Raw genomic sequence first — 20039 nt, 5'->3', positions numbered from 1 at the left:
AGGGCGTGTGCTGATCGTCGATTACTGCGACATGCCCTCCCCCAACCCCTCCCTGAAGGGAGCGGAGTCATGACCCCCGCCGCCCGCCTTCAGGCTGCGATCGAACTGCTCGACGCCATCATCGCGTCGGCGCGGGACGGTGGGCCTGCCGCCGACACGCTGATCGCGCGCTATTTCAAGGAACGGCGCTATGCCGGGTCGCGGGACCGGCGGGCGGTGCGTGACCATGTCTATGACGCTATCCGGCGCGCGGGCGAGCGGCCTGATACCGGGCGCGAAGCGATGATCGGGCTGGCGCAGGAACGGCCGGATCTGGCTGCGCTGTTCGACGGATCGGTCCATGCGCCAATGCCGATCGAGCCGGGCGAGGTCGGGGCCAGCGCCGGGGCGGTGCCAGCCTGGCTCGCGCCGCTGCTGGCTGCGCCGGTCGAGCAGGACGCGCTGCTGGGCCGCGCGCCGGTCGATCTGCGGGTCAACCGGCTGAAGGCCACGCCTGCCGCCGTCGCGCCGCACCTGCCCGACGCGCAGCCGATCGCCGGATTGCCTGATGGCCTGCGCCTGCCCGAAGGCTTCCCGGTCGAACAGGCCGATCCGTGGAAAAAGGGGCTGGTCGAGGTGCAGGATGGCGGGAGCCAGATGATTGCACTCGCCTGCGCCGTCGCGCCCGGCATGACCGTGGTCGATATGTGCGCCGGGGCGGGCGGCAAGACGCTGGCGCTGGCCGCTGCGATGGCGGGGCAGGGAACGCTGATTGCTGCTGATACGATCCGCGCGCGACTGGCGCGGCTCAGTCCGCGGGCCGAGCGGGCGGGGGCGACCTTCATCGAAACGCTGCTGATCGATCAGGGGCATGAGGGGCGGGGGCTGGACAGTCTGAAGGCGGAGGCCGATGTCGTGCTGGTCGACGCGCCCTGTTCAGGCACCGGCACCTGGCGGCGTAACCCGGAGGCGCGCTGGCGGCTGACGCAGGCGCGGCTCGATCGGCTGGTCGCGGAACAGGCGCGTATTCTGGATTTTGCCGCGCCCTTGCTGGCCCCCGGCGGGGCGCTGGTCTATGCTACCTGCGCGCTGACAGATAAGGAGGGACGCGATCAGGTGGACGGCTTTCTGACCCGGCATGACGGATGGACGGCGGAGGCGCTGGATATGCCGCTGGGCCGCGCCCATGGCGCAGGATGGCTGCTGACGCCGGGCCATGATGGCACCGACGGTTTCTTCTTTGCGCGGCTGCGCCGGTCGGCATGAAAGCAGCGGCGTGAAACAGGCCATGGACAAGCGCCCGCAAAATGGCGACACTTGGACCACATCAACGCCTGAAACATGGCTGGAGACACTCATGCGTTTTACCCCCGCCTCCATCGCGCTCGCCGCCGTCCTGACCACCGTGTCCAGCGTCGGCCTGACCCAGCGTCCCGACGCGCAGATCGAGCCGCGCTCGATCGAATGGCAGAAAGCCGGTGCCGCTGCCTTTGCGGCGGGCAATCTGAACGGCGCGACCGATGCGTTGGAAAGCGCGCTGGCGGTCGATCCGCGCAACCGGGCTGCCTATGTCGATCTGGCTGAGGTCGCCCGCGCACAGGGGTTGCAAGGCAAGGCGATCCGGCTTTACAAGGAAGCGCTGCTGCTTGATCCGACCGACGTGACCGCGCTGGCGGGGCAGGGGGAAGCAATGGTGGAAAAGGGCGCGCTGGCCAAGGCCAAGGAGGTGCTGGCCAAGGCGCAGAGCCTGTGCAAGGCCGACTGCGCGCCCGTTGGCAAGCTGGCCGCCGCGATCCAGAAAGGGCCGCCCACCGTGGCGCTGACCGCCAAGGAAGCCGTCCCGACCGCGCCCAAGACGGTGCCGACCGAGACGCCGTAAAATAGGATTGGCGGCGCTTAACTTCGCACATTTCCCGGCAAATGCGACATTTTATTATCGGGTTTCGATAGATTGTTACGCGGGTCGTTTTGGGTGTCGACGGTGAGAAAGAGCCTGCGCGCGCAATGTAACATGGCTGGCGGCGTGTAGGACAGCGGTCCTCCCGTGCGTCTGGTGGGTGGTGACCTTGTCCAGATCCGTTCGTCCTGAGTAGCCATTGAGCGAAGTCGAAATGGCGTATCGAAGGATGCGTATGGGCGCGATGCTTCGATACGGGATTTCGACAAGCTCAGTCCCTACTCAGCACGAACGGATGTTATGTAAGCGAAAGTCAACCGCCTAGGTCGCAGTGCAAGCCTACCGCCCCAACACCCGCGCCACCGCGACAAATTCTTCGACGCTGACGGTTTCGGCGCGGCGTTGCGGGTCGATGCCGAGTTCGGCCAGTGCGTCGAGCGCGCCGGGCAGGCCTTTCAGACTTTGCCGCAGCATCTTGCGGCGCTGGCCGAAGGCGGCGGCGGTCAGGCGTTCGAGATGTTTGAGTTGCACGCCGTCCGGTGCGGCCTTGGGCGTCAGGTGGACGACGGCGGACATGACCTTGGGCGGCGGGGTGAAGGCGCTGCGGTGGACCTTCATCGCGATGCGCGCGTCGCTGCGCCACTGGGACAGGATGGCGAGGCGGCCATAATGGTCGGTGCCGGGCTGGGCGACGATGCGTTCGGCGACTTCCATCTGGAACATCAGCGTCAGGGTGGACCACCAAGGTAGCGGCGACCAGTCGGCCGACAGCCAGCCGATCAGTAGCGCGGTGCCGACATTATAAGGCAGGTTGGCGATGATATGCGCGCCATCGCCCGCTTCGGCGCGGGCGTCGATTTCCATTGCGTCACCCGACAGGATGCGCAACTGGCCCGGAAAGGCGGCGTCCAGTTCAGCCAGCGCCGGCAGGCAGCGACGGTCACGCTCGACTGCGACCAATTTCGCGCCAGCGCGCAGGATGGCGCGGGTCAGGCCGCCGGGACCGGGGCCGACCTCGAACGCGGGCTGGCCGTCGATTATGCCCGGAACGGCGGCGATCCGGTCGAGCAATTGTTCGTCAAGCAGGAAATTCTGCCCCAGCGCTTTGCTGGCCTGAAGCCCGTGCATGGCGATCACCTCCCGCAGTGGCGGGAGCTTCACCTTGGCCTCAGCAGACATAGGCGGCACGCGCGCGGGCGGCGTCGGCGGCCATGCGAAGCGCAGCGATCATCGCGCCGGGATTGGCGCTGTCGGTGCCTGCAATGCCAAACGCGGTGCCATGGTCGGGCGACGTGCGGATGATCGGCAGGCCCAGCGTGATATTGACGCCATCGTCGAAATTCAGCGTCTTGATCGGGATCAGCGCCTGATCATGATACATGCACAATGCCGCATCATAGGCTTCGCGGGCGCGGGTGTGGAACATGCCATCAGCCGCCAGCGGCCCGACAATGTCATAGCCTTCGTCGCGCAGCGATTCGACCGCCGGGCGGATGATGTCGATTTCCTCACGCCCCAGCGCGCCGCCTTCGCCCGCATGGGGGTTCAGCCCCGCGACGGCCAGGCGGGGGCGGGCCATGCCGAAATTCTTTTGCAATCCCTTGGCCGTGGTGATCGCGCGGGCGCGGATCAGGTCGATGGTCAGCGCGGACGGCACTTCGCTCAATGGAATATGGATCGTGACCGGCACCACCTTGAGCGATGGCCCGGCCAGCATCATCACGGCATTGTGCGGCGATACGCCACAGCGTTCGGCGACAAATTCGGTCTGGCCGGGATGGGTGAAGCCCACGCCATACAGCTGTTCCTTGCCCACCGGCGCAGTGACGATGCCCGCTGCGGACCCCGACCGGGCGAGGCCGACCGAGGCTTCGAGCGATTCGAAAGCGGTGCGCGCACCATCGACGCTGGGGGTGCCGGGAATGATCTCGCCCGCCTGTCCGACCTGAAGGCAGGGCAGGGCCAAGCCGAAGGCGGCGGCGGCCTCCTCCGGCGCGCTGATCATGGCGATCGGGCCGAGCCAGACTGCGCGCAGGGCCGCGACGTCGCCTACCGCAAAGAAGGGCGGCAGGCCACGCGCGTCGCGCATCACCCAGCTTTTGGCGACGATTTCCGGCCCGATCCCGGCGGGATCGCCAAGCGAGACCGCAAAGGGCAGCGGCGGCTGGCCGACCGGGGGGGCGGCGTCAGTTATATTCGATGATCGCATCACGACGCAGATCGCGCAGATAGATGCGCGCACGCTTGTTGACCCGTTCTTCTTCCAGCTGCGCCATAATCTGTTCGGGATTGGGCGCATTGGCCGACGCCGGATCATCACGGCCACAGACGATCAACACGCGCACGCCGTCGGTGATGGAGCCGAAGGGGGGTGTGGCCTCGCCGACCTGGAGGTTGAGCAGGATTTCCTGCAACTGGGGCGGCAGGTCGCGCAGTTTCACATTGTCATTGTCGACCACGTCCGCGCCGATCTTTGCGCCAACCTCATTGGCCTGACCGCAGCCCTTGATCTCCTTGATCGCGGCGGCAAAGCTTGCGGCCTTGGCGCTCGCCTGCTCCTTGGTTGTGCCTTGCGGGAACAGAACCGACAGCTGTTTCAGGCTGAGCAGCGAATCGCGCGGATCGGCGGTCAGCACCTTGCGCTTGTCCATCACGTAGATCAGCGACACGCCGCCTGCGACCTCGATCGGCCCGGCAATCTGGCCGACCTGCATGTCGGCGGCGGCGGTGGCGAGTTCAGGCGGCAACTGGGCCGGGCGCACCCAGCCCAGATCGCCACCGACCGCGGCGGTCGATGCTTCGGAAAATTGCCGGGCATAGGCGGCAAAGCTGCCGCCCTGCTGGATCTGCTGGATGATGTTGCGGGCGTTGGCGAGGATCTGTTCGCGATTTTCCGGGGTCGCCGACAGATAGATTTCGCCGATGCGGAATTCGTCGCTGCCCTTGGCCGCGTTCAGCCGATCGACCACCGACTTAACCTCGTCCTCGGACACGTTGACGAAGGGCTGGATGTTGCGCCGTTGCAGGCGGCTCCAGGCCAGTTCGCCCTCGATCTGGCGCTTGATGCTGGCGGCCGAGCTGCCCTGGCTGCGCAGATAGGCATCGAACTGGGTTGGCGACTGGCGGAAATTGGCTGCGACCCGCTCATAGCTTTGCTGGATTTCAGCCGGATCGACCTTGATGTCGTTGGCGGCTGCTTCCTGAATCTGGAGCGTTTCGTCGATCAGGTTGCGCAGCACCTGCACCCGCAGACGCTCTTTTTCTTCCGCTTCCACCTTTCCGCCATTGGCGGTGATGATCAGCGCGAGGCGCTGGTCGATGTCGGTGCCGGTGATGATGCGGCCGTTGACGATGGCGGTTGCCTTGCGGACATTGGGGTCGCTCTTGCCAAAGACGGTGACGTCCCTGGGCAGGTTGAGCTGCTGGCTGGCGACGTCGCCGCCATCATCGACCGTTTGCGCGGAAACGCCCTGCACGCCGACGCCAAGCAGCGCTGAGGACAGGAACAGGGTGCGCAAGGCCGAACGAACGACCGGAAACATGCGGGTGGGCGTGGAAACGACAGGCAGCATCGTCGGCAAATATCTCCAATACGGTCCGGCACGAATGCGCCAGTCCGCCTGAACCAGCCCTGACAGGGTAGCGGGAAGGGTGATCCTTATATGCCAATATTGCGGAAAGCTAGCCGAAGCTGGAAAGCATTGCCCTTTCGCGCGTCACCATTGGCCTGATAGTCGCGCCGCCAGGTGAGGCCGAGCGTCAGACAATCATCCTCATAGGCGATGCCCAGGCGATGGCGGACGGGTTCATAACCGTCGGCAATGCTGAGCGGATCTTCCTTCCCATCGGTCAGATCTATGACGGTAGAGCCGAACACTGACCAGAAGCGCGCGAACTGGATACGCCCGCCCAGCCGCAATTCCTCGCGGTCCTGCAAATCCTCCAGCGCGGCCAGTGCATCGCGGTTGAGCCGCAGATAGCCGACCATGGCATAGGTATTCTTGCTGCCTACGGTCGCGTCCAGCTCATTGCGGCGGACGGCCAGATGATCCTTGTCCAGCCGGAACCGGTGGGTGAAGCTGATGAAATCCTTGTAGCGCACGGTCGTGCGGCCAACGATGTCGGACGTGCGATCCGACAGGCCGGTGCCGTCGGGCAGGATGCTGGTGCGACTGCTGAGACGATAGCTTTGCCCGACGATGGTCTGGAGCGAGAAGTCGGGCAGGGAAAGGCTATATTCGATGCCGTAGGTGATACGTGTCGAATCCTCGAACCGGTCATAGCCCGCAAAGCGGTTGAGCGCGAAAAGATTGCTGTCCTCCAGATCGACGGCGCGGGCATCCTCATTGGGGAGCGACAGGTTGGCGAGTTTCGGCGCGGCGACGATCTGGACGCGCGGGGCGATCCGCTGCATCCCGCCAAAGGCTTCGCCGATGAAGGGCCAGCGCATGTCCACTGCGGCGGCGGCGATGCCGCGCGCCTGCCAGCCCGGATCGCCCGCATAGCTGGCGGTCGTTGTCAGCGCATTGTCGCTGCTGTGGTAGGCGTCGCCGCGCAGATAGCCGGTAAAGGTCACTTCCTGCCCCATGCCGGTCAGCGTGCGCAGATTCCATTCGGCAGCGGCAAAGGCGCGTTGCGTGTCCTGGCCATGGGTGCGGGTGATGGCCAGCGTATTGGCCTGCAATTGCAGCACGCCGCCCAGCAGCGGGTCTTTCAAGCGCAGGCGATAGTCGATGACCGGCAGCGCGATCGGCGTCTGCCCCTGCGAATCGCCTGCGCGCAGCGTTTGCACCGCCCAGCCGCGTAGCGAGAAATAGCTGTTCTGGCCGATTCGCTGTGCGCCCAGCGTCGAGCGCAGACGGTCGTCGCGGCTGATGTCGTAGCGGCGCAGGAATGTGCGATCGCTGGCGAAGCGGATCGATCCATCGACGCTCCATTCCGGCGTCAGCTGCAATCCGCCGCTGGCGTCGAGATAGAAGCGCGGATCCTTTTCGGATGCGGCAGGCGTCGTACCGCTGGTGTCGCCGGTGGCGACGCGGCTGCCATAGGTGGCATAGCCGGTGATCTGATATGCACCGCGATCATAGAGATGGCGGAAGCCCGCCTCCAGCATGGGCAGGCTGTTGCTATAGACATGCGGCGTGACCGTCAGGTCGCGATTGGGCGCCAGCTTGAAATAATAGGGCACGGCCACTTCAAAGCCGTTGTTCCGGTCATAACGCAGATTGGGCACCAGCAGGCCGCTGCCGCCGCCTTCACCCACCGGATGGGACAGGCCGGGCAGCGGGATGAGCGGCAGGCCGAACAGTTCGATATTGGCGTTGGTGTAGGTGACCCGCTCGCGCGTCGGGTCATAGACGACCTTGACCGCGTTGATCTGCCAGGTTGGTTCCTTTGGGCAGCCGTCACTATCCTCCACCGCGCAGCCGGTATAGGCGGCGCGGTTGAGCGTGTAGATGCCGTTGGTGCGGGTGCCGGTCGCTGCCGCCAGCCGACCGCCCGACTGGAGGACCAGCAGCATATTGTCGACCACGCCGTCTTTGAGCGTATCGGTGACGTCGAACCGGTCGCCATAGGCGATATTGCCGTCAGGATCGGTGACCGAGACATTGCCGATCGCCTCCACCTTGCCACTGGTGCGGTTCCACACGACCTTGTCGGCGCGCAGGCGATTGCCGTCGCGTAGCAACTGAACCGCGCCGCTGGCGGTGACGATTTCACTATTGCTGTCATATTGCAGCGCGTCGGCGGAAAAGCCGATCTGGTCGTCGCTCGCCGGAACGGGAGCGTCGGGCGCGCTGATCGGCACCTGTGGTTCGTTGAGTTGCTGTGCCATTGCCGGGGCGGTGATCGACAGGCACGACAAAGCGCAGCCGATCAGCAGGGCAGGGCGCAAAGACAGGGACATAGGGGAGATAGCCAAAAGGTCAGGCCTCATGAAGGGGCGGTATCAGCGCCTGCCTATCGCATTGCTTGGCGCGCGCCGCAATCGCTGCGCTACGCTCTTTTCCGGCAAAATCGGTCGAACGCCTTTGCCAGACGGGACAAGCCGCACTATTTGGCAAGGATTACGTCCCAAAGCCCGAACAAGAAAAGGTCCCTTGATGGATATCGCGATCAGCCCGACCCGTCCCGATGCCGACACTCTGGTCCTGGCCCTGCCCAAGGGCGCGCCGGACAGCCTGCCGGTCGCCGCATCCGCGACGCTGGTGGCGGGCGCTGCGGCGGCGCGCTTTACAGGCGAAGCGGGCGCGACGTTCGAGAGCTTCGCGGATGAGGGCGGCAAGGTGCTGCGCATCGTCCTGCTGGGCACCGGCACGGGCAGCGACGCGGACCTGGAGCGCGCCGGTGGCGCATTGACCGCACGGCTGCTGACCAGCGGCGCGACCCATGCGGCGGTCGAGTTTGTCGGTGGCGCGAGTGGCGAGGGTGCGGCGCGGCTGGCGCTCGGCGCATTGCTGCGCGGTTGGCGGATCGACACCTACCGCACCCGGCAGCCGGAAAAGGCCAAGCCGACGCTGGCGACGGTGACGATCGTTTCGGCGGACGCTGGCGCGGCATGGGATCGGCACGCAGCGGTCGCGGCGGGCGTGGCCCTGACCCGCGAACTCGTGTCGGAACCGGCCAACATCATCTACCCCGAAAGCTTCGTCGCGCGCTGCCAGCATCTGGCTGAGCTGGGCGTCAAGATCACGGTGCTGGATCGCCCGGCGATGGAAGCACTGGGCATGGGCGCGCTGCTCGGCGTGGCGCAGGGGTCGGTGCGCGACGCGCGGATGCTGGCGCTGGAATGGGATGGCACGAATGGCGCGGCTGAAAAGCCGCTCGTGTTCGTCGGCAAGGGCGTGACCTTCGACACGGGCGGCATATCCATCAAGCCCGCCGCTGGCATGGAGGACATGAAGTGGGACATGGGCGGCGCGGGCGCGGTCGCAGGCGCGATCAAGGCGCTGGCCGGGCGCAAGGCCAAGGCGCATGTTGTGGGCATTTGCGGGCTGGTCGAAAATATGCCCGACGGCAATGCCCAGCGTCCCGGCGACATTGTGACGTCCATGTCCGGCCAGACGATCGAGGTGATTAACACCGACGCCGAAGGGCGTCTGGTGCTGTGCGATGCGCTGACCTGGGCGCAGAAAACTTACGCGCCCGATACGGTGGTTGATCTGGCGACGCTGACTGGCGCAATTCTGGTGTCGCTGGGCGATCAATATGCCGGGCTTTTCTCCAACGACGATGGCCTGTCGGACGATCTGACCGCCGCGGGCAAGGCGGCTGGCGAACCGCTTTGGCGCTTCCCGCTGTCCGACGCCTATAACAAGCTGATCGACAGCCCGATTGCCGACATGAAGAATATCGGTGGCCGTTATGCCGGGTCGATCACCGCCGCCCAGTTCATCAAGCGCTTCATCGACGATGGCGTCAAATGGGCGCATCTCGACATTGCCGGGATGGTGTGGGCCGACAAGCCCGGCGCAACCTTCGACAAGGGCGCGACCGGCTATGGCGTGCGTTTGCTCGACCAGTTTGTTGCGGACAAGTTCGAGCAGTAAGATGCTCCCACGCCCGTTCGGGCTGAGCCTGTCGAAGCCTTGTCCTTCTACGCAAAGAAGAACAGCCCTTCGACAAGCTCAGGGCGAACGGGGTTAGGATTTTAAGGCCATGCAGGTCGACTTCTATCAGCTGAGCCGCGATCCCGTCGATCAGGTGCTGCCCGCCATTGCGGCGCGCATCCTGGCGATGGGCGCGCGCCTGCTGGTGGTGGCGGACGAGCCGGACCGGCTGGAGCGGATTTCCGCCGGGCTGTGGAATGGCCCGCCCGACAGCTTCCTGGCCCATGGCCGCGCGGGCGAGGCCGGGGAGGGGCATCAGCCGATCCTGCTGGGCGCGTCCTGCGATGCGGCCAATGGTGCGCGCCATGTCGCGCTGGCCGACGGACTGTGGCGCGACGAGGCGCTCGATTTCGATCGGGTATTCCACTTCTTCGACGATAGCACGATCGAGGCGGCGCGGGCGAGTTGGCGGGCATTGGCCAAGCAGGACGGGATCGAATCCCGCTACTTCAAGCAAGACGGCCGCAAGTGGCTGCAAATGGCATAGAAGGGGCGAAGGCGAAGCCCCTTGCGGCCCGGCCCGGCCCCGTCTAAAGGCGCGCCCAGCATTTCCAACCATTCGGAGTATCGAGGGCCATGGCCGTCACGCGCACTTTTTCGATCATCAAGCCCGACGCGACCCGTCGCAACCTGACCGGCGCCGTCACCAAGATGCTGGAGGAAGCCGGTCTGCGCGTCGTCGCATCGAAGCGCATCCGCATGAGCCGCGAACAGGCAGAAGGCTTTTATGGCGTCCACAAGGAACGCCCTTTCTTCGCTGACCTTGTCGCCTTCATGATTTCCGGCCCGGTCGTCGTCCAGGTGCTGGAAGGCGAGAATGCCGTGCAGCGCAACCGCGACATCATGGGCGCGACCAACCCCGCCAATGCCGACGCCGGTACGATCCGCAAGGAACTGGCCGAATCGATCGAAGCCAATTCGGTCCATGGTTCGGACAGCGAAGAAAATGCCGCGACCGAAATCGCCTTCTTCTTCAAGCCGGAAGAAATCGTCGGCTGATCCACGCTGCGGCGTGACAATGAATTAGGGCCGGGGAGCGCGTGCTTCCCGGCCCTTTTTTAATCACACCGCCTGCGGCGGCACCTCGAACCGGTCGATCACCCAATCTTCGGCCTGCGCGCCGCCGATCCATTCCTGCATCCACGGGTGCGCGATGATGGCGTGCATATAGGCTTCGGCAAAACGGGCCACGGGCAGTTGATAGGTGATAAGGCGCGTCACCACCGGCGCGAACATGACGTCGGCCGCGCCGAACGGGCCGAACAGGAAATCGCCGTCGCCGCCATGGCGAGCGCGGGCCTGCGCCCATAGCTGCATCAGGCGCGCCAGATCCTGCTTGACCGCTTCGGACGGAGGCACCGCATCGTAAATCTGGCGGATATTCATGCTATGCTCGCGGCGCAGGGCGGCGAAGCTGGAATGCATTTCCGCAGCCATCGACCGGGCCATGGCGCGCGCGGCGGGATCGGCTGGCCAGAATTTCTCATTCCCGGTCTTTTCATTGAGATATTCAACGATCGCCAGACTGTCCCACACGACAATATCGTCGCCATCCCACAGGATCGGCACCTTGCCGGAGGACGGCGCAAACTCGTCGCCCTCGCGCCGCTTTTCCCATGCCTCGTCATAGAGGGGGACGACCGCCTCTTCGAAGGGCAGGCCGGACAGCTTGCACGCCAGCCAGCCGCGCAGCGACCAGCTCGAATAGGCTTTATTCCCGATAAACAGCTTCATCATGCCGCTGCTTTAGCCGCAGCAGCGCGCATAAGTCGAGAGCGGGAAACCAGCGACGGAACTGAGAATGTGGAGGCCCGAGCCGGAATCGAACCGGCGTGCAAGGATTTGCAGTCCTCTGCGTAACCACTCCGCCATCGGGCCATCCGTCGCGGTGGACGCCGCAAATGTGCGGCTTTGGTTGCAAAGTCAAGCGGCGGATCGGGCGCAGGCGTCAAGATTCTGGTCACCTGCCATGCAAAGCCGCTTGGCGTGGCCTGCGCGCTGATTTAGAGGTCCGTTGATCCCCTTGCTGTATTGCATTGCCAATACAGTTGTGCCAAGTCCAGTCGACCAAGCGAGAATGATCGTGACCGAGCAGAATTTTTCTTCGATGCGGACCGCCATGGTCGAAAGCCAGTTGCGCACCAGCGACGTGGATGATCCGCGCGTGATCGCCGCGATGGCCAGCGTGCCGCGTGAGGATTATGTCCCGGCCGAACGCCGCGCCATGACCTATATCGATCGCCCGATCCCGCTGAGCGGTGGCCGCGCGCTCAACCCGCCTTTGGTGATCGGTCGCCTGCTGACCGAGGCGAAGGTTGCGCCGGGTGACAGGGTGCTGCTGATCGGCGCGGCGACTGGCTATAGCGCCGCGCTGCTGACCGCGCTGGGCGCGCAGGTGACGGCGGTCGAGGAAGAGGGCGGGTCGGACATTGCGGGCGCGACCGTGGTGCGCGGGCCGCTGAACGCCGGGGCGGCTTCTGGTTCGCCCTATGATCTTTTGTTCATCGACGGCGCGGTGGCGGAAGTGCCTGCCGCGCTCGTTGGGCAGCTTGTCGACGGGGCGCGGGTCGTAACCGGTGTGGTCGAGCGCGGCGTCACGCGGCTGGCCAGTGGCCGGGTCGTTGCGGGCGTGCTAGGTCTGTCCAGCGTTGCGGATATAGAGATGGTGGTGCTGCCGGGCTTTGCTGCGCCGGAGCGATTCGTTTTTTGAGACGGGGATCATGACAGCAAAGCGACCTAATTTCCGGCGGACCACCGCTACAGCCTTGCTGTTGCTATCCTCTTGCCTGGCCGGTCCGGCCATGGCCGAAACGCTGCAAGGCGCGCTGGCGAAGGCCTATGCGTCCAACCCGACGCTGACCGGCGCGCGCGCAGGGCAGCGGGCGACCGATGAAAATGTGCCGATCCAGAAGGCGGGCGGGCGTCCCGCGGCGGATGTGAGCGCCAGCTTTTCGGAGAGCATCCTCAAGCCAACGATCAGTTTTACGTCGCCCCAGCGCACCGTGAATGCCCAGGCGCAATTGAGCGTACCCATCTATTCGGGCGGTGCCGTCCGCAATGGGGTGAAGGCCGCCAAGGTCCGGGTCGAGGCGGGGCAGGCCAATCTGCGCGGCACCGAAGCCAGTATTTTTTCGCAGGTTGTCGCCGCCTATATGGATGTGATCCGCGACAGCGCGATCGTCTCGCTCAATCAGGCCAATGTGAAGGTGCTGGAGGTCAATCTCCAGGCGACCAACGACCGGTTCGAGGTGGGTGACCTGACCCGCACCGACGTGGCGCAGTCGCAATCGCGGCTGGCGCTGGCGCAGGCCGATTTGCAAACGGTGCAGTCGAACCTGATCACCAGCCGCGAAAATTATATCGCGCTGGTGGGCGAAGCGCCCGACATGCTGGAGCCGCCGCCGGTTCTGCCGGGGCTGCCCGCCACGCCCGACTTGGCGGTGCAGGTCGCGCTGGTCGACAATCCCGACATTGCGGCAGCCAAGAAAGTGCGGGAGGCGGCCAGCTATGATGTGCGGGTGGCCAAGTCGGCCAATCTGCCTACCCTCTCCGGCTTTACCCAGGCGGGCTATACCAATTATCTCAATACGCTCGACAATGGCACGGCCGGGGGCGGATCGCAGATCAACAAACAGGCGCAGGCCGGCGTCCAGCTGAGCATCCCCCTGTATCAGGGTGGCCGCCCCGCCGCGCAGGTGCGCCAGCGCCAGGCGCAGGAATCGCAGGCGATCGAGCAGGAAATCCAGGTCGAACGCGGGGTCATTGCCCAGGCGCGCGCCGCCTATGCCAGTTGGCAGGCCTCGCTCAAGGCTATCGAGTCGAACCAGAAGGCGGTCGAGGCGGCCAGCCTGTCGCTGGAAGGCGTGCGGGCCGAAAATTCGGTCGGCAGCCGCACCATTCTCGACATCCTCAATGCCGAGCAGGAAGCGCTCAACGCCCGCGTCCAGCTGGTGTCGGCGCGGCGCAACGCCTATGTCGCGGGCTTCAGCCTGCTGGCGGCAATGGGCCATGCCGAAGCAGACGATCTGGGGCTGGCCAGTGGCACGCTTTACGATCCGATGGTCAATTATGACCGGGTGAAGGGCAAATGGTTCGACTGGGACTATGGTGCAGCGCCCATGCCGGTTGCCACGCGCACCGTTGACACGCTGCCACAAAACGCCAATGTGAGTCCTGAAACGGCACAACAGCCATAAGCGGCTGCAATTGCGGGGCCGATAGTCAGGGGACGGCATGGGCGACATGACAAAGGAACCCTCGATGGAAGAGATACTCTCGTCCATCAAGCGGATCATCGCCGAGGAAGGCGAGGAAGCGGTGCAGGCTGCGCCGCGCCGCGGCCGGGCCGATCCCGCGCCCAAGTCCATGATTGAGCCGGGCGAACCGGCGCCTGCACCCTTCGTCCCGCTGGTCGACGAAGTGCTGGAACTGACCGATGAGGTCGTGGTGGAGGATGTGATGCCCGCTCCCAAAGCTGCCGCCAAGGCGACGCCGGTGGCCAAGCCTGCCGCCGCAGCAGACGAATCGATTCTGTCGGTCGAAAGCGAAGTCGCGGCACGCCACTCGCTATCCGCTCTCTCCTCCATGCTGGTCGCCGCCCCTGATGGCGCGGACAATACGCTCGACGGGCTGGTCCGATCGATGCTGAAACCCATGCTCAAGGAATGGCTCGACGCCCGCCTGCCCGCATTGGTCGAGGATATGGTGGCCAAGGAAATCGCGCGCATAACCGCGCGCTGAGCCGCACCCCCTCCCGCTCCATTTTTTGATACGGGGCGTGGACTATAACATGATGGACATGCGCCGCCCGATCCCCGGATAGACAGACGGGTTTTCAGGGGATTGGTGATGATGTTGAGCAGACGCGGTCTGGTTCGTGGCGTTGTGGGCGCATCGCTCGCTGCGATGACGCCCTCCCTCCCGGTGTGGAGCGCGCTGGCCCAGCAGGCGGGCAATGCCGCCGACATGGCCCGCTTCATCGCCGCGCTGCCCAAGGCGGAATATCATGTCCATCTGGAAGGCACGTTGGAAGCGGAAATGAAATTCGCGCTGGCGAAGCGCAACGGCCTGGACCTGCCCTTTGCCGATGTCGCCGCGATGAAGGCCAGCTATATCTATCATGACCTGCCGAGCTTTCTGGCCATCTATTATGACGGCATGAAGGTATTGCGCACGGAGCAGGATTTTCACGATCTGGCCTATGCCTATCTAGCCAAGGCCGCGTCGCAGAATATCCTCTATGCCGAGATGTTCTTCGACCCGCAGGAGCATCTGAAGCGCGGCGTGCCGATGGCGGCGGTGATTGGCGGCATCACCAGCGCGCGGGTGGCGGCTGCGGCGCAACTGGGGATCGGATCGCAGCTCATCCTCTGCTTCGTGCGCGATCTGTCGGCGGAATCGGCGATGGCGGCGCTCGATGCGGCGCTGCCGTTCCGCGATCAGCTGGTCGCGGTCGGGCTGGATTCGGACGAGAAGGATCATCCGCCGATCAAATTCGCCGCCCATTTCGCCAAGGCGCGGGCGGCGGGCCTGAAGGTCACGGCGCATTGCGACCTTAACCAGAAGGATATTTTGGCGCATATCCGCCAAGCGATTGTCGATATCCGTGTCGACCGGATCGACCATGGTGGCAACATATTGGAATCGCCGGAGTTGATGGCGATGGCCAAGGCCCGGAACCTCACTTTCACCGTCTGCCCCAGCTTTTCTGGCACGGTGCGGGGGGATCAGCCGCCGGTCGATGTGGTGCGCGGGATGCTGGACGCGGGTCTCAACGTCACCATCAATTCGGATGACCCTGCCTATATGGGCAGCGAATATCTCAATGAAGTGCTGGTGAAGGCGCAGGCGCGCAGTGCGCTGACCAAGGCGGAACTGGTGCGGTTGCAGCGCAACGCCTTCAACGCGGGGTGGATGAGCGAGACGCAGCGTGCCGCCTGCCACGCGAAGCTGGACGCCTTTACCGGGGCCCAGGGCGTGGCGGGCTGATAGTTTCGCTGGAATGGAAGGGGAAGGGCCATTAAGGGCGCTTCCATGACCGATCTGCCCAAGACATTCGACCCCGCCGATATCGAAGCCCGCTGGTACGCGCATTGGGAGGCGAACGGCCTGTTTCGCCCCGAACGGCCGGACGCGCAGCCCTATACCATCGTCAATCCGCCGCCCAATGTGACGGGCAGCCTGCATATCGGCCATGCGCTCGACAATACGTTGCAGGACATCATGATCCGCTACGAACGGTTGCGCGGCAAGGATGCGTTGTGGGTCGTCGGCACCGACCATGCGGGCATCGCGACCCAGATGGTGGTCGAGCGGCAGATGAATGCCAAGGGCGAGAAGCGCACCGACTATAGCCGCGACGAATTTGTCGCCAAGGTTTGGGAATGGAAGCAGGAGAGCGGCGGCACGATCACTGGCCAGCTGCGGCGGCTGGGCTGTTCGATGGACTGGAGCCGCGAACAATTCACCATGGACCCGCATTTCAGCAAGGCCGTGGTCAAGGTGTTTGTGGAACTGCACCAGCGCGGCCTGCTCTATCGCGACAAAAGGCTGGTCAATTGGGACCCGCATTTCCGCTCCGCCATTTCCGATCTGGAGGTTGAGACGAAGGAGACGCAGGGCGGTTTCTGGCGGTTCAGATATCCGCTGGCCGATGGTGTTCGCCTCGCGGACGGGGCGGATCATATCGTGGTCGCGACGACCCGGCCCGAAACGATGCTGGCCGACATGGCGGTCGCGGTCCATCCCGACGATCCGCGCTATCGCAGCGTTATCGGCAAGGATATTCTCCAGCCGATTACCGGGCGGCGCTTGCGGATCGTGGGCGACGATTATGCCGACCCGGAACTGGGGTCCGGCGCGGTCAAGATCACGCCGGGGCATGACTTCAACGATTTCGAGGTCGGCAAGCGCGCGGGCATCGCGGCGGGCGCGATGCTCAATATGTTCGATGCGGATGCCAATGTCGTGCAGACCGCGGACGGTCTTGTGCCGGAGGCGCATCTGGGCCTGCACCGCTTCAAGCGCGACGGCGTGGATGGCGCGCGTGAGGCTGTGGTCGCGGAGATGAAGGCGCTGGGCTTCCTCGTGCCGCATGTCACCAAGAATAAGGAAGGGGAAGAGGTCGTTGCCGACTTCGAGCCGCGCGTCATCCAGACGCCGTTCGGCGACCGGTCCGGCGTGGTGATCGAACCCTGGCTGACCGACCAATGGTATGTCGACGCCGCCAAGCTGGCCGTCGCGCCGATGCAGGCGGTGCGCGACGGGAGGATCGAGATCGTCCCCAAGACATGGGAAAAGACCTTCTTCAACTGGATGGAGAATATCCAGCCCTGGTGCGTGTCACGGCAGTTGTGGTGGGGGCATCGGATTCCGGCTTGGTTTGGGCCAAGAAAAACTGAACTAGGACTGGAAATAGTTCACCAAGAAATCTTCGGCGTCGAAAAGCCTCACTTTGTAGCTGAAGATGAGCAGCTTGCTGTGAAAAATGCGGCAGATTTCTATGGTGTAGATCCATCGAGGATCGTGGTCGTGGCTGATTCCAATGAAGCCGCCGGGTTTCCACCTCGAACGGAGACGCCTGCTTATCTCGTCTCTGAAGGCATTAGCGAGCTTGGTCCGATTCCCATTTATCGAGACGCCGACGTTCTCGACACCTGGTTCTCCTCGGCGCTGTGGCCGTTCGGGACGCTCGGCTGGCCGGATGGCGCAACAGAAAAGCCCCTCCCCTTCAGGGGAGGGGTTGGGGTGGGGCCTGTCGCCGATGGGCAGCCTATCGGGCAAAGCCCCACCCCCAGCCCCTCCCCTGAAGGGGAGGGGAGCAACTCGCTGGTGTCCCGCCACTACCCCAATGACCTGCTCATTTCCGGCTTCGACATCCTGTTCTTCTGGGACGCGCGGATGGCGATGCAGGGGATGGAATTTATGGGCGATGTGCCGTGGCGCAAACTCTATCTCCACGGCCTGGTCCGCGCGGCGGACGGGCAAAAAATGTCCAAGTCCAAGGGTAATGTGGTCGATCCGCTGGGCCTGATCGACAAGTTCGGGGCTGATGCGCTGCGTTTCTTCATGAGTGCGATGGAGAGCCAGGGCCGCGACGTGAAGATGGATGAGAAGCGGGTCGAGGGCTATCGCAACTTTGCGACCAAGCTGTGGAACGCCGCGCGCTTCCTCCAGTCGAACGGCGTCACCGCATCGACCAGCATCGACGCGCCTGCCGCTACGGCGCCGGTCAACCGCTGGATCATCGCCGAGACGGTGGCCACCGTGCAGGCGATCGACACAGCGCTGGCCGACCTGCGTTTCGATGCGGCGGCCAATGCCATCTATCATTTCGTCTGGGACCAGTTTTGCGACTGGTATATCGAGCTGACCAAGGGCGCGATGGACGATGAGACGCGCGCCGTTGCGGGTTGGGCGTTCGACCAGATTTTGGTGATGCTCCACCCGTTCATGCCCTTCATCACCGAAGAGTTGTGGCACCTGACCGGCGATCGCGCCAACGCGCTGATCGTCGCGCAATGGCCCAAGGCGCTCGCGGCGGTCGATACGGACGCGCAGGCGGAGATTGACTGGCTGATCCGGCTGGTCAGCGCGATCCGCACCGGGCGCACCGAACTCAATGTGCCGCCGGGCGCAAAGCTGCCGATGGTGGTGCGCGACGGATCGGAGGAGACGCATCGCCGCCTCGACCGGCAGGGCGCTGCGCTGGCGCGGCTGGGGCGGATCGAGAGCCTGACGTTCAGTGAGCCACCCGAAGGCGGCGCGGCGCAGATCGTGGTGGATGAGGCGACCTTCATCCTGCCGCTGGAAGGCGTGATCGACATTGCTGCGGAGAAGGCCCGTCTCGCCAAGGCGTTGGCTGCGGCGGAGAAGGAGCGGGATGGTCTGGGCGGGCGACTGTCCAACCCCAGTTTCGTCGAAAAGGCCAAGCCCGAAGCCGTTGCCAAGGCGCGCGAGGATCATGCCGAAAAAACCGCCGAGGCGGAAAGGCTCAAAGCGGCGCTGGACCGGCTGGGGTGAAGCTATAAGGACTATGTGTTCCCGCCTGCGCGGGAACACCGGCACGAGGGGAGAGGCGGCAAGTGGCAGCAAGCACAGCAGGCGGAAAAGACCTGACGCAGGGGCCGATCGCGTCCACGCTGCTGCTGTTCGCCATTCCCACGCTGGCGTCGAATATCCTCCAGTCCCTCAATGGCTCGATCAACGCGATCTGGGTGGGGCGGTTTCTGGGGCCGCAGGCGCTGGCGGCGACCGCCAATGCCAATATCATCATGTTCCTCATGTTTTCGGTCGTGTTCGGCTTTGGCATGGCGTCGACCGTCATGATCGGCCAGTCGATGGGACGGCGCGATATCGACGCGGCGCGGCGGGCTTTCGGGTCGGCGGTCGGTTTCTGCATGGCGATGGCGGTCGTGGTTTCGACGGCTGGCTGGCTGGGCGCGCCAGCGCTGCTGCGGATGCTGGCGACCCCGGCGGAAGCCTATGACATGGCGCTGGTCTATCTGCGCGTCATCTTCGTTGCGATGCCCGCCAGCCTGTTGTCGGTGATGATCATGATGGGTCTGCGCGGGGTGGGGGACGCGCGCACGCCGCTCATCTTCATGATCGTCAGCGTGGCCTTGGACCTGATCCTCAATCCCGTGCTGATCCTGGGGCTGGGGCCGTTTCCCGCCATGGGTATCGCCGGATCGGCTACCGCGACGGCGGTAGCGGGCTTTGTCAGCCTGATCGGCATCATCGTTTACACCTATGCCAAGGATCTGCCGCTGCGATTGCGCGGGCCGGAGCTCGCCTATCTGCGCCCCGCGGCCGACCAGATGGGGGTGCTGCTGGGCAAGGGGCTGCCGATGGGCCTCCAGATGATCGTCATGTCCGCGTCGGGGCTGGTGATGATCGGCCTGGTCAATCGCGAAGGGCTGCTGGTGACGGCAGCCTATGGCGCGTCGCAGCAGCTATGGACCTATCTTCAGATGCCCGCCATGGCGATGGGCGCGGCGGTCAGCGCGATGGCCGCGCAGAATGTCGGCGCGGGCCGGTGGGACCGGATCAGCCGGATCACCGGGGTCGGCATCAGCTATCAGCTGCTGATCACCGGCACGATGGTTGCGGTGATGCTGGCGTTTCACGAGCCGTTGCTGGGGCTGTTCCTGGGCGATAATGGCGCGGTGATCGCCGAAGCGTGGCACATGCAGTTGCGGGTCAGCTGGAGCTTCATCGCCTTTGGCTGCACCATGATCCTGTTTGGGGTGATGCGCGCCAATGGCGTGGTGGTGAAGCCGCTGATCATCCTGATCTTCACTTTGTTCGTGGTGCGGATCGGCTTTTATTATGTCGCCTATCCACTGATCGGGCCGGACGCGCTGTGGTTCAGCTTCCCGGCCGGGTCGTTCGTGTCGCTGCTGCTGGCCTTCCTCGTCTATGCCCATGGCGGCTGGCGCAAGGCCAAGCTGTTGGTGCCGGTGCATGAGGAAGAATGTCGCGAGGCGGTGAACAGCGAGGCGGAGCCAGCCGGACGGATCGCGCCGACGGGGTGAAAGATCGAAGTCCTGCAT

The 20039-nt window shown here is 64.6% G+C and carries 16 protein-coding genes and 1 tRNA gene; 11 read left to right on the top strand and 6 right to left on the bottom strand.

All coding sequences use genetic code 11. The features are described from left to right. Window positions 1-69 precede the first annotated feature (69 nt). Both KRZ98_RS10390 and KRZ98_RS10385 read left to right on the top strand, forming a co-directional pair. A complete protein-coding gene (locus tag KRZ98_RS10390) occupies window positions 70-1245 on the top strand; it encodes an RsmB/NOP family class I SAM-dependent RNA methyltransferase (RefSeq protein WP_217673476.1) in 1176 nt (391 codons plus the stop codon). A gap of 91 nt (window positions 1246-1336) precedes the next feature. Continuing rightward, entirely contained in the window at window positions 1337-1858 is a 522-nt protein-coding gene (locus KRZ98_RS10385; protein ID WP_217673475.1) for a hypothetical protein, read from the top strand. Window positions 1859-2215: 357 nt separating this feature from the next. On the opposite strand, the gene rsmA is transcribed toward KRZ98_RS10385, so the two are convergent. From rsmA to lptD, 4 genes are all read right to left on the bottom strand, one after another. Beyond that, complete coding sequence (gene rsmA / locus KRZ98_RS10380) at window positions 2216-3055, bottom strand: 16S rRNA (adenine(1518)-N(6)/adenine(1519)-N(6))-dimethyltransferase RsmA (RefSeq protein WP_217673474.1); 840 nt, start codon at window positions 3053-3055, stop codon at window positions 2216-2218. Further along, the gene (gene pdxA, locus KRZ98_RS10375) at window positions 3045-4085 is read right to left on the bottom strand and encodes a 4-hydroxythreonine-4-phosphate dehydrogenase PdxA (protein ID WP_217673692.1); all 1041 of its coding nucleotides are present in this window, start codon (window positions 4083-4085) and stop codon (window positions 3045-3047) included. The genes rsmA and pdxA overlap by 11 nt, the downstream gene beginning before the upstream one ends. Beyond that, window positions 4063-5448 (bottom strand): peptidylprolyl isomerase, encoded by a 1386-nt coding sequence (locus tag KRZ98_RS10370; protein WP_217673473.1) that lies wholly within the window; start codon window positions 5446-5448, stop codon window positions 4063-4065. Before KRZ98_RS10370 ends, pdxA begins: the two co-directional genes overlap by 23 nt. Window positions 5449-5534: 86 nt before the next feature. Continuing rightward, the gene (lptD, locus tag KRZ98_RS10365) at window positions 5535-7784 is read right to left on the bottom strand and encodes an LPS-assembly protein LptD (RefSeq protein WP_217673472.1); all 2250 of its coding nucleotides are present in this window, start codon (window positions 7782-7784) and stop codon (window positions 5535-5537) included. Window positions 7785-7980: 196 nt separating this feature from the next. On the opposite strand from lptD, the gene KRZ98_RS10360 reads away from it, so the two are divergent. The 3 genes from KRZ98_RS10360 (at window position 7981) to ndk (ending at window position 10485) form a co-directional block, all read left to right on the top strand. Further along, the gene (locus tag KRZ98_RS10360; protein WP_217673691.1) at window positions 7981-9426 is read left to right on the top strand and encodes a leucyl aminopeptidase; all 1446 of its coding nucleotides are present in this window, start codon (window positions 7981-7983) and stop codon (window positions 9424-9426) included. A gap of 109 nt (window positions 9427-9535) precedes the next feature. Beyond that, on the top strand, window positions 9536-9973 hold the full coding sequence (locus KRZ98_RS10355; RefSeq protein ID WP_217673471.1) for a DNA polymerase III subunit chi: 438 nt from the start codon (window positions 9536-9538) through the stop codon (window positions 9971-9973). Window positions 9974-10062: 89 nt separating this feature from the next. Next, entirely contained in the window at window positions 10063-10485 is a 423-nt protein-coding gene (gene ndk / locus KRZ98_RS10350) for a nucleoside-diphosphate kinase (protein WP_006953431.1), read from the top strand. Window positions 10486-10548: 63 nt separating this feature from the next. On the opposite strand, the gene KRZ98_RS10345 is transcribed toward ndk, so the two are convergent. Continuing rightward, complete coding sequence (locus tag KRZ98_RS10345) at window positions 10549-11223, bottom strand: glutathione S-transferase family protein (protein WP_217673470.1); 675 nt, start codon at window positions 11221-11223, stop codon at window positions 10549-10551. Window positions 11224-11290: 67 nt separating this feature from the next. Then, window positions 11291-11364: transfer RNA gene (locus KRZ98_RS10340), tRNA-Cys, on the bottom strand. Between the two features lie 199 nt (window positions 11365-11563). Between KRZ98_RS10340 and KRZ98_RS10335 the strand changes: the two genes are divergently transcribed. The 6 genes from KRZ98_RS10335 (at window position 11564) to KRZ98_RS10310 (ending at window position 20021) form a co-directional block, all read left to right on the top strand. Then, complete coding sequence (locus KRZ98_RS10335; protein ID WP_217673469.1) at window positions 11564-12196, top strand: protein-L-isoaspartate O-methyltransferase; 633 nt, start codon at window positions 11564-11566, stop codon at window positions 12194-12196. Window positions 12197-12287: 91 nt separating this feature from the next. Further along, window positions 12288-13682 carry a TolC family outer membrane protein gene (locus KRZ98_RS10330; RefSeq protein WP_217673690.1) on the top strand — a complete coding sequence of 465 codons (1395 nt, stop codon included), beginning with the start codon at window positions 12288-12290 and terminating at the stop codon, window positions 13680-13682. A gap of 37 nt (window positions 13683-13719) precedes the next feature. Further along, the gene (locus KRZ98_RS10325) at window positions 13720-14226 is read left to right on the top strand and encodes a DUF2497 domain-containing protein (protein ID WP_217673468.1); all 507 of its coding nucleotides are present in this window, start codon (window positions 13720-13722) and stop codon (window positions 14224-14226) included. Between the two features lie 108 nt (window positions 14227-14334). Continuing rightward, window positions 14335-15474, top strand: coding sequence for an adenosine deaminase (add, locus tag KRZ98_RS10320; RefSeq protein WP_254798231.1), 1140 nt, complete (start codon window positions 14335-14337; stop codon window positions 15472-15474). A gap of 45 nt (window positions 15475-15519) precedes the next feature. After that, complete coding sequence (locus KRZ98_RS10315) at window positions 15520-18507, top strand: valine--tRNA ligase (protein ID WP_217673467.1); 2988 nt, start codon at window positions 15520-15522, stop codon at window positions 18505-18507. Between the two features lie 62 nt (window positions 18508-18569). Beyond that, complete coding sequence (locus tag KRZ98_RS10310; RefSeq protein ID WP_217673466.1) at window positions 18570-20021, top strand: MATE family efflux transporter; 1452 nt, start codon at window positions 18570-18572, stop codon at window positions 20019-20021. The last annotated feature ends 18 nt before the right edge of the window (window positions 20022-20039 follow it).

The organism is Sphingobium sp. AS12, from assembly GCF_019097845.1.
In the GTDB taxonomy this organism is placed as follows: Bacteria; Pseudomonadota; Alphaproteobacteria; order Sphingomonadales; family Sphingomonadaceae; genus Sphingobium.
The sequence above is the reverse complement of the archived record's forward strand: the minus strand, read 5'-3'. Positions and strand labels throughout refer to the sequence as shown.

Coding starts and splice junctions, on each gene's coding strand:
- KRZ98_RS10390 (WP_217673476.1), top strand. CDS start 70: ATGACCCCCGCCGCCCGCCTTCAGGCTGCGATCGAACTGCTCGACGCC.
- KRZ98_RS10315 (WP_217673467.1), top strand. CDS start 15,520: ATGACCGATCTGCCCAAGACATTCGACCCCGCCGATATCGAAGCCCGC.
- KRZ98_RS10345 (WP_217673470.1), bottom strand. CDS start 11,223: ATGATGAAGCTGTTTATCGGGAATAAAGCCTATTCGAGCTGGTCGCTG.
- lptD (WP_217673472.1), bottom strand. CDS start 7,784: ATGTCCCTGTCTTTGCGCCCTGCCCTGCTGATCGGCTGCGCTTTGTCG.
- KRZ98_RS10385 (WP_217673475.1), top strand. CDS start 1,337: ATGCGTTTTACCCCCGCCTCCATCGCGCTCGCCGCCGTCCTGACCACC.
- rsmA (WP_217673474.1), bottom strand. CDS start 3,055: ATGTCTGCTGAGGCCAAGGTGAAGCTCCCGCCACTGCGGGAGGTGATC.
- KRZ98_RS10330 (WP_217673690.1), top strand. CDS start 12,288: ATGGCCGAAACGCTGCAAGGCGCGCTGGCGAAGGCCTATGCGTCCAAC.
- KRZ98_RS10335 (WP_217673469.1), top strand. CDS start 11,564: ATGATCGTGACCGAGCAGAATTTTTCTTCGATGCGGACCGCCATGGTC.
- add (WP_254798231.1), top strand. CDS start 14,335: ATGATGTTGAGCAGACGCGGTCTGGTTCGTGGCGTTGTGGGCGCATCG.
- ndk (WP_006953431.1), top strand. CDS start 10,063: ATGGCCGTCACGCGCACTTTTTCGATCATCAAGCCCGACGCGACCCGT.
- KRZ98_RS10360 (WP_217673691.1), top strand. CDS start 7,981: ATGGATATCGCGATCAGCCCGACCCGTCCCGATGCCGACACTCTGGTC.
- KRZ98_RS10370 (WP_217673473.1), bottom strand. CDS start 5,448: ATGCTGCCTGTCGTTTCCACGCCCACCCGCATGTTTCCGGTCGTTCGT.
- pdxA (WP_217673692.1), bottom strand. CDS start 4,085: ATGCGATCATCGAATATAACTGACGCCGCCCCCCCGGTCGGCCAGCCG.
- KRZ98_RS10355 (WP_217673471.1), top strand. CDS start 9,536: ATGCAGGTCGACTTCTATCAGCTGAGCCGCGATCCCGTCGATCAGGTG.
- KRZ98_RS10325 (WP_217673468.1), top strand. CDS start 13,720: ATGGGCGACATGACAAAGGAACCCTCGATGGAAGAGATACTCTCGTCC.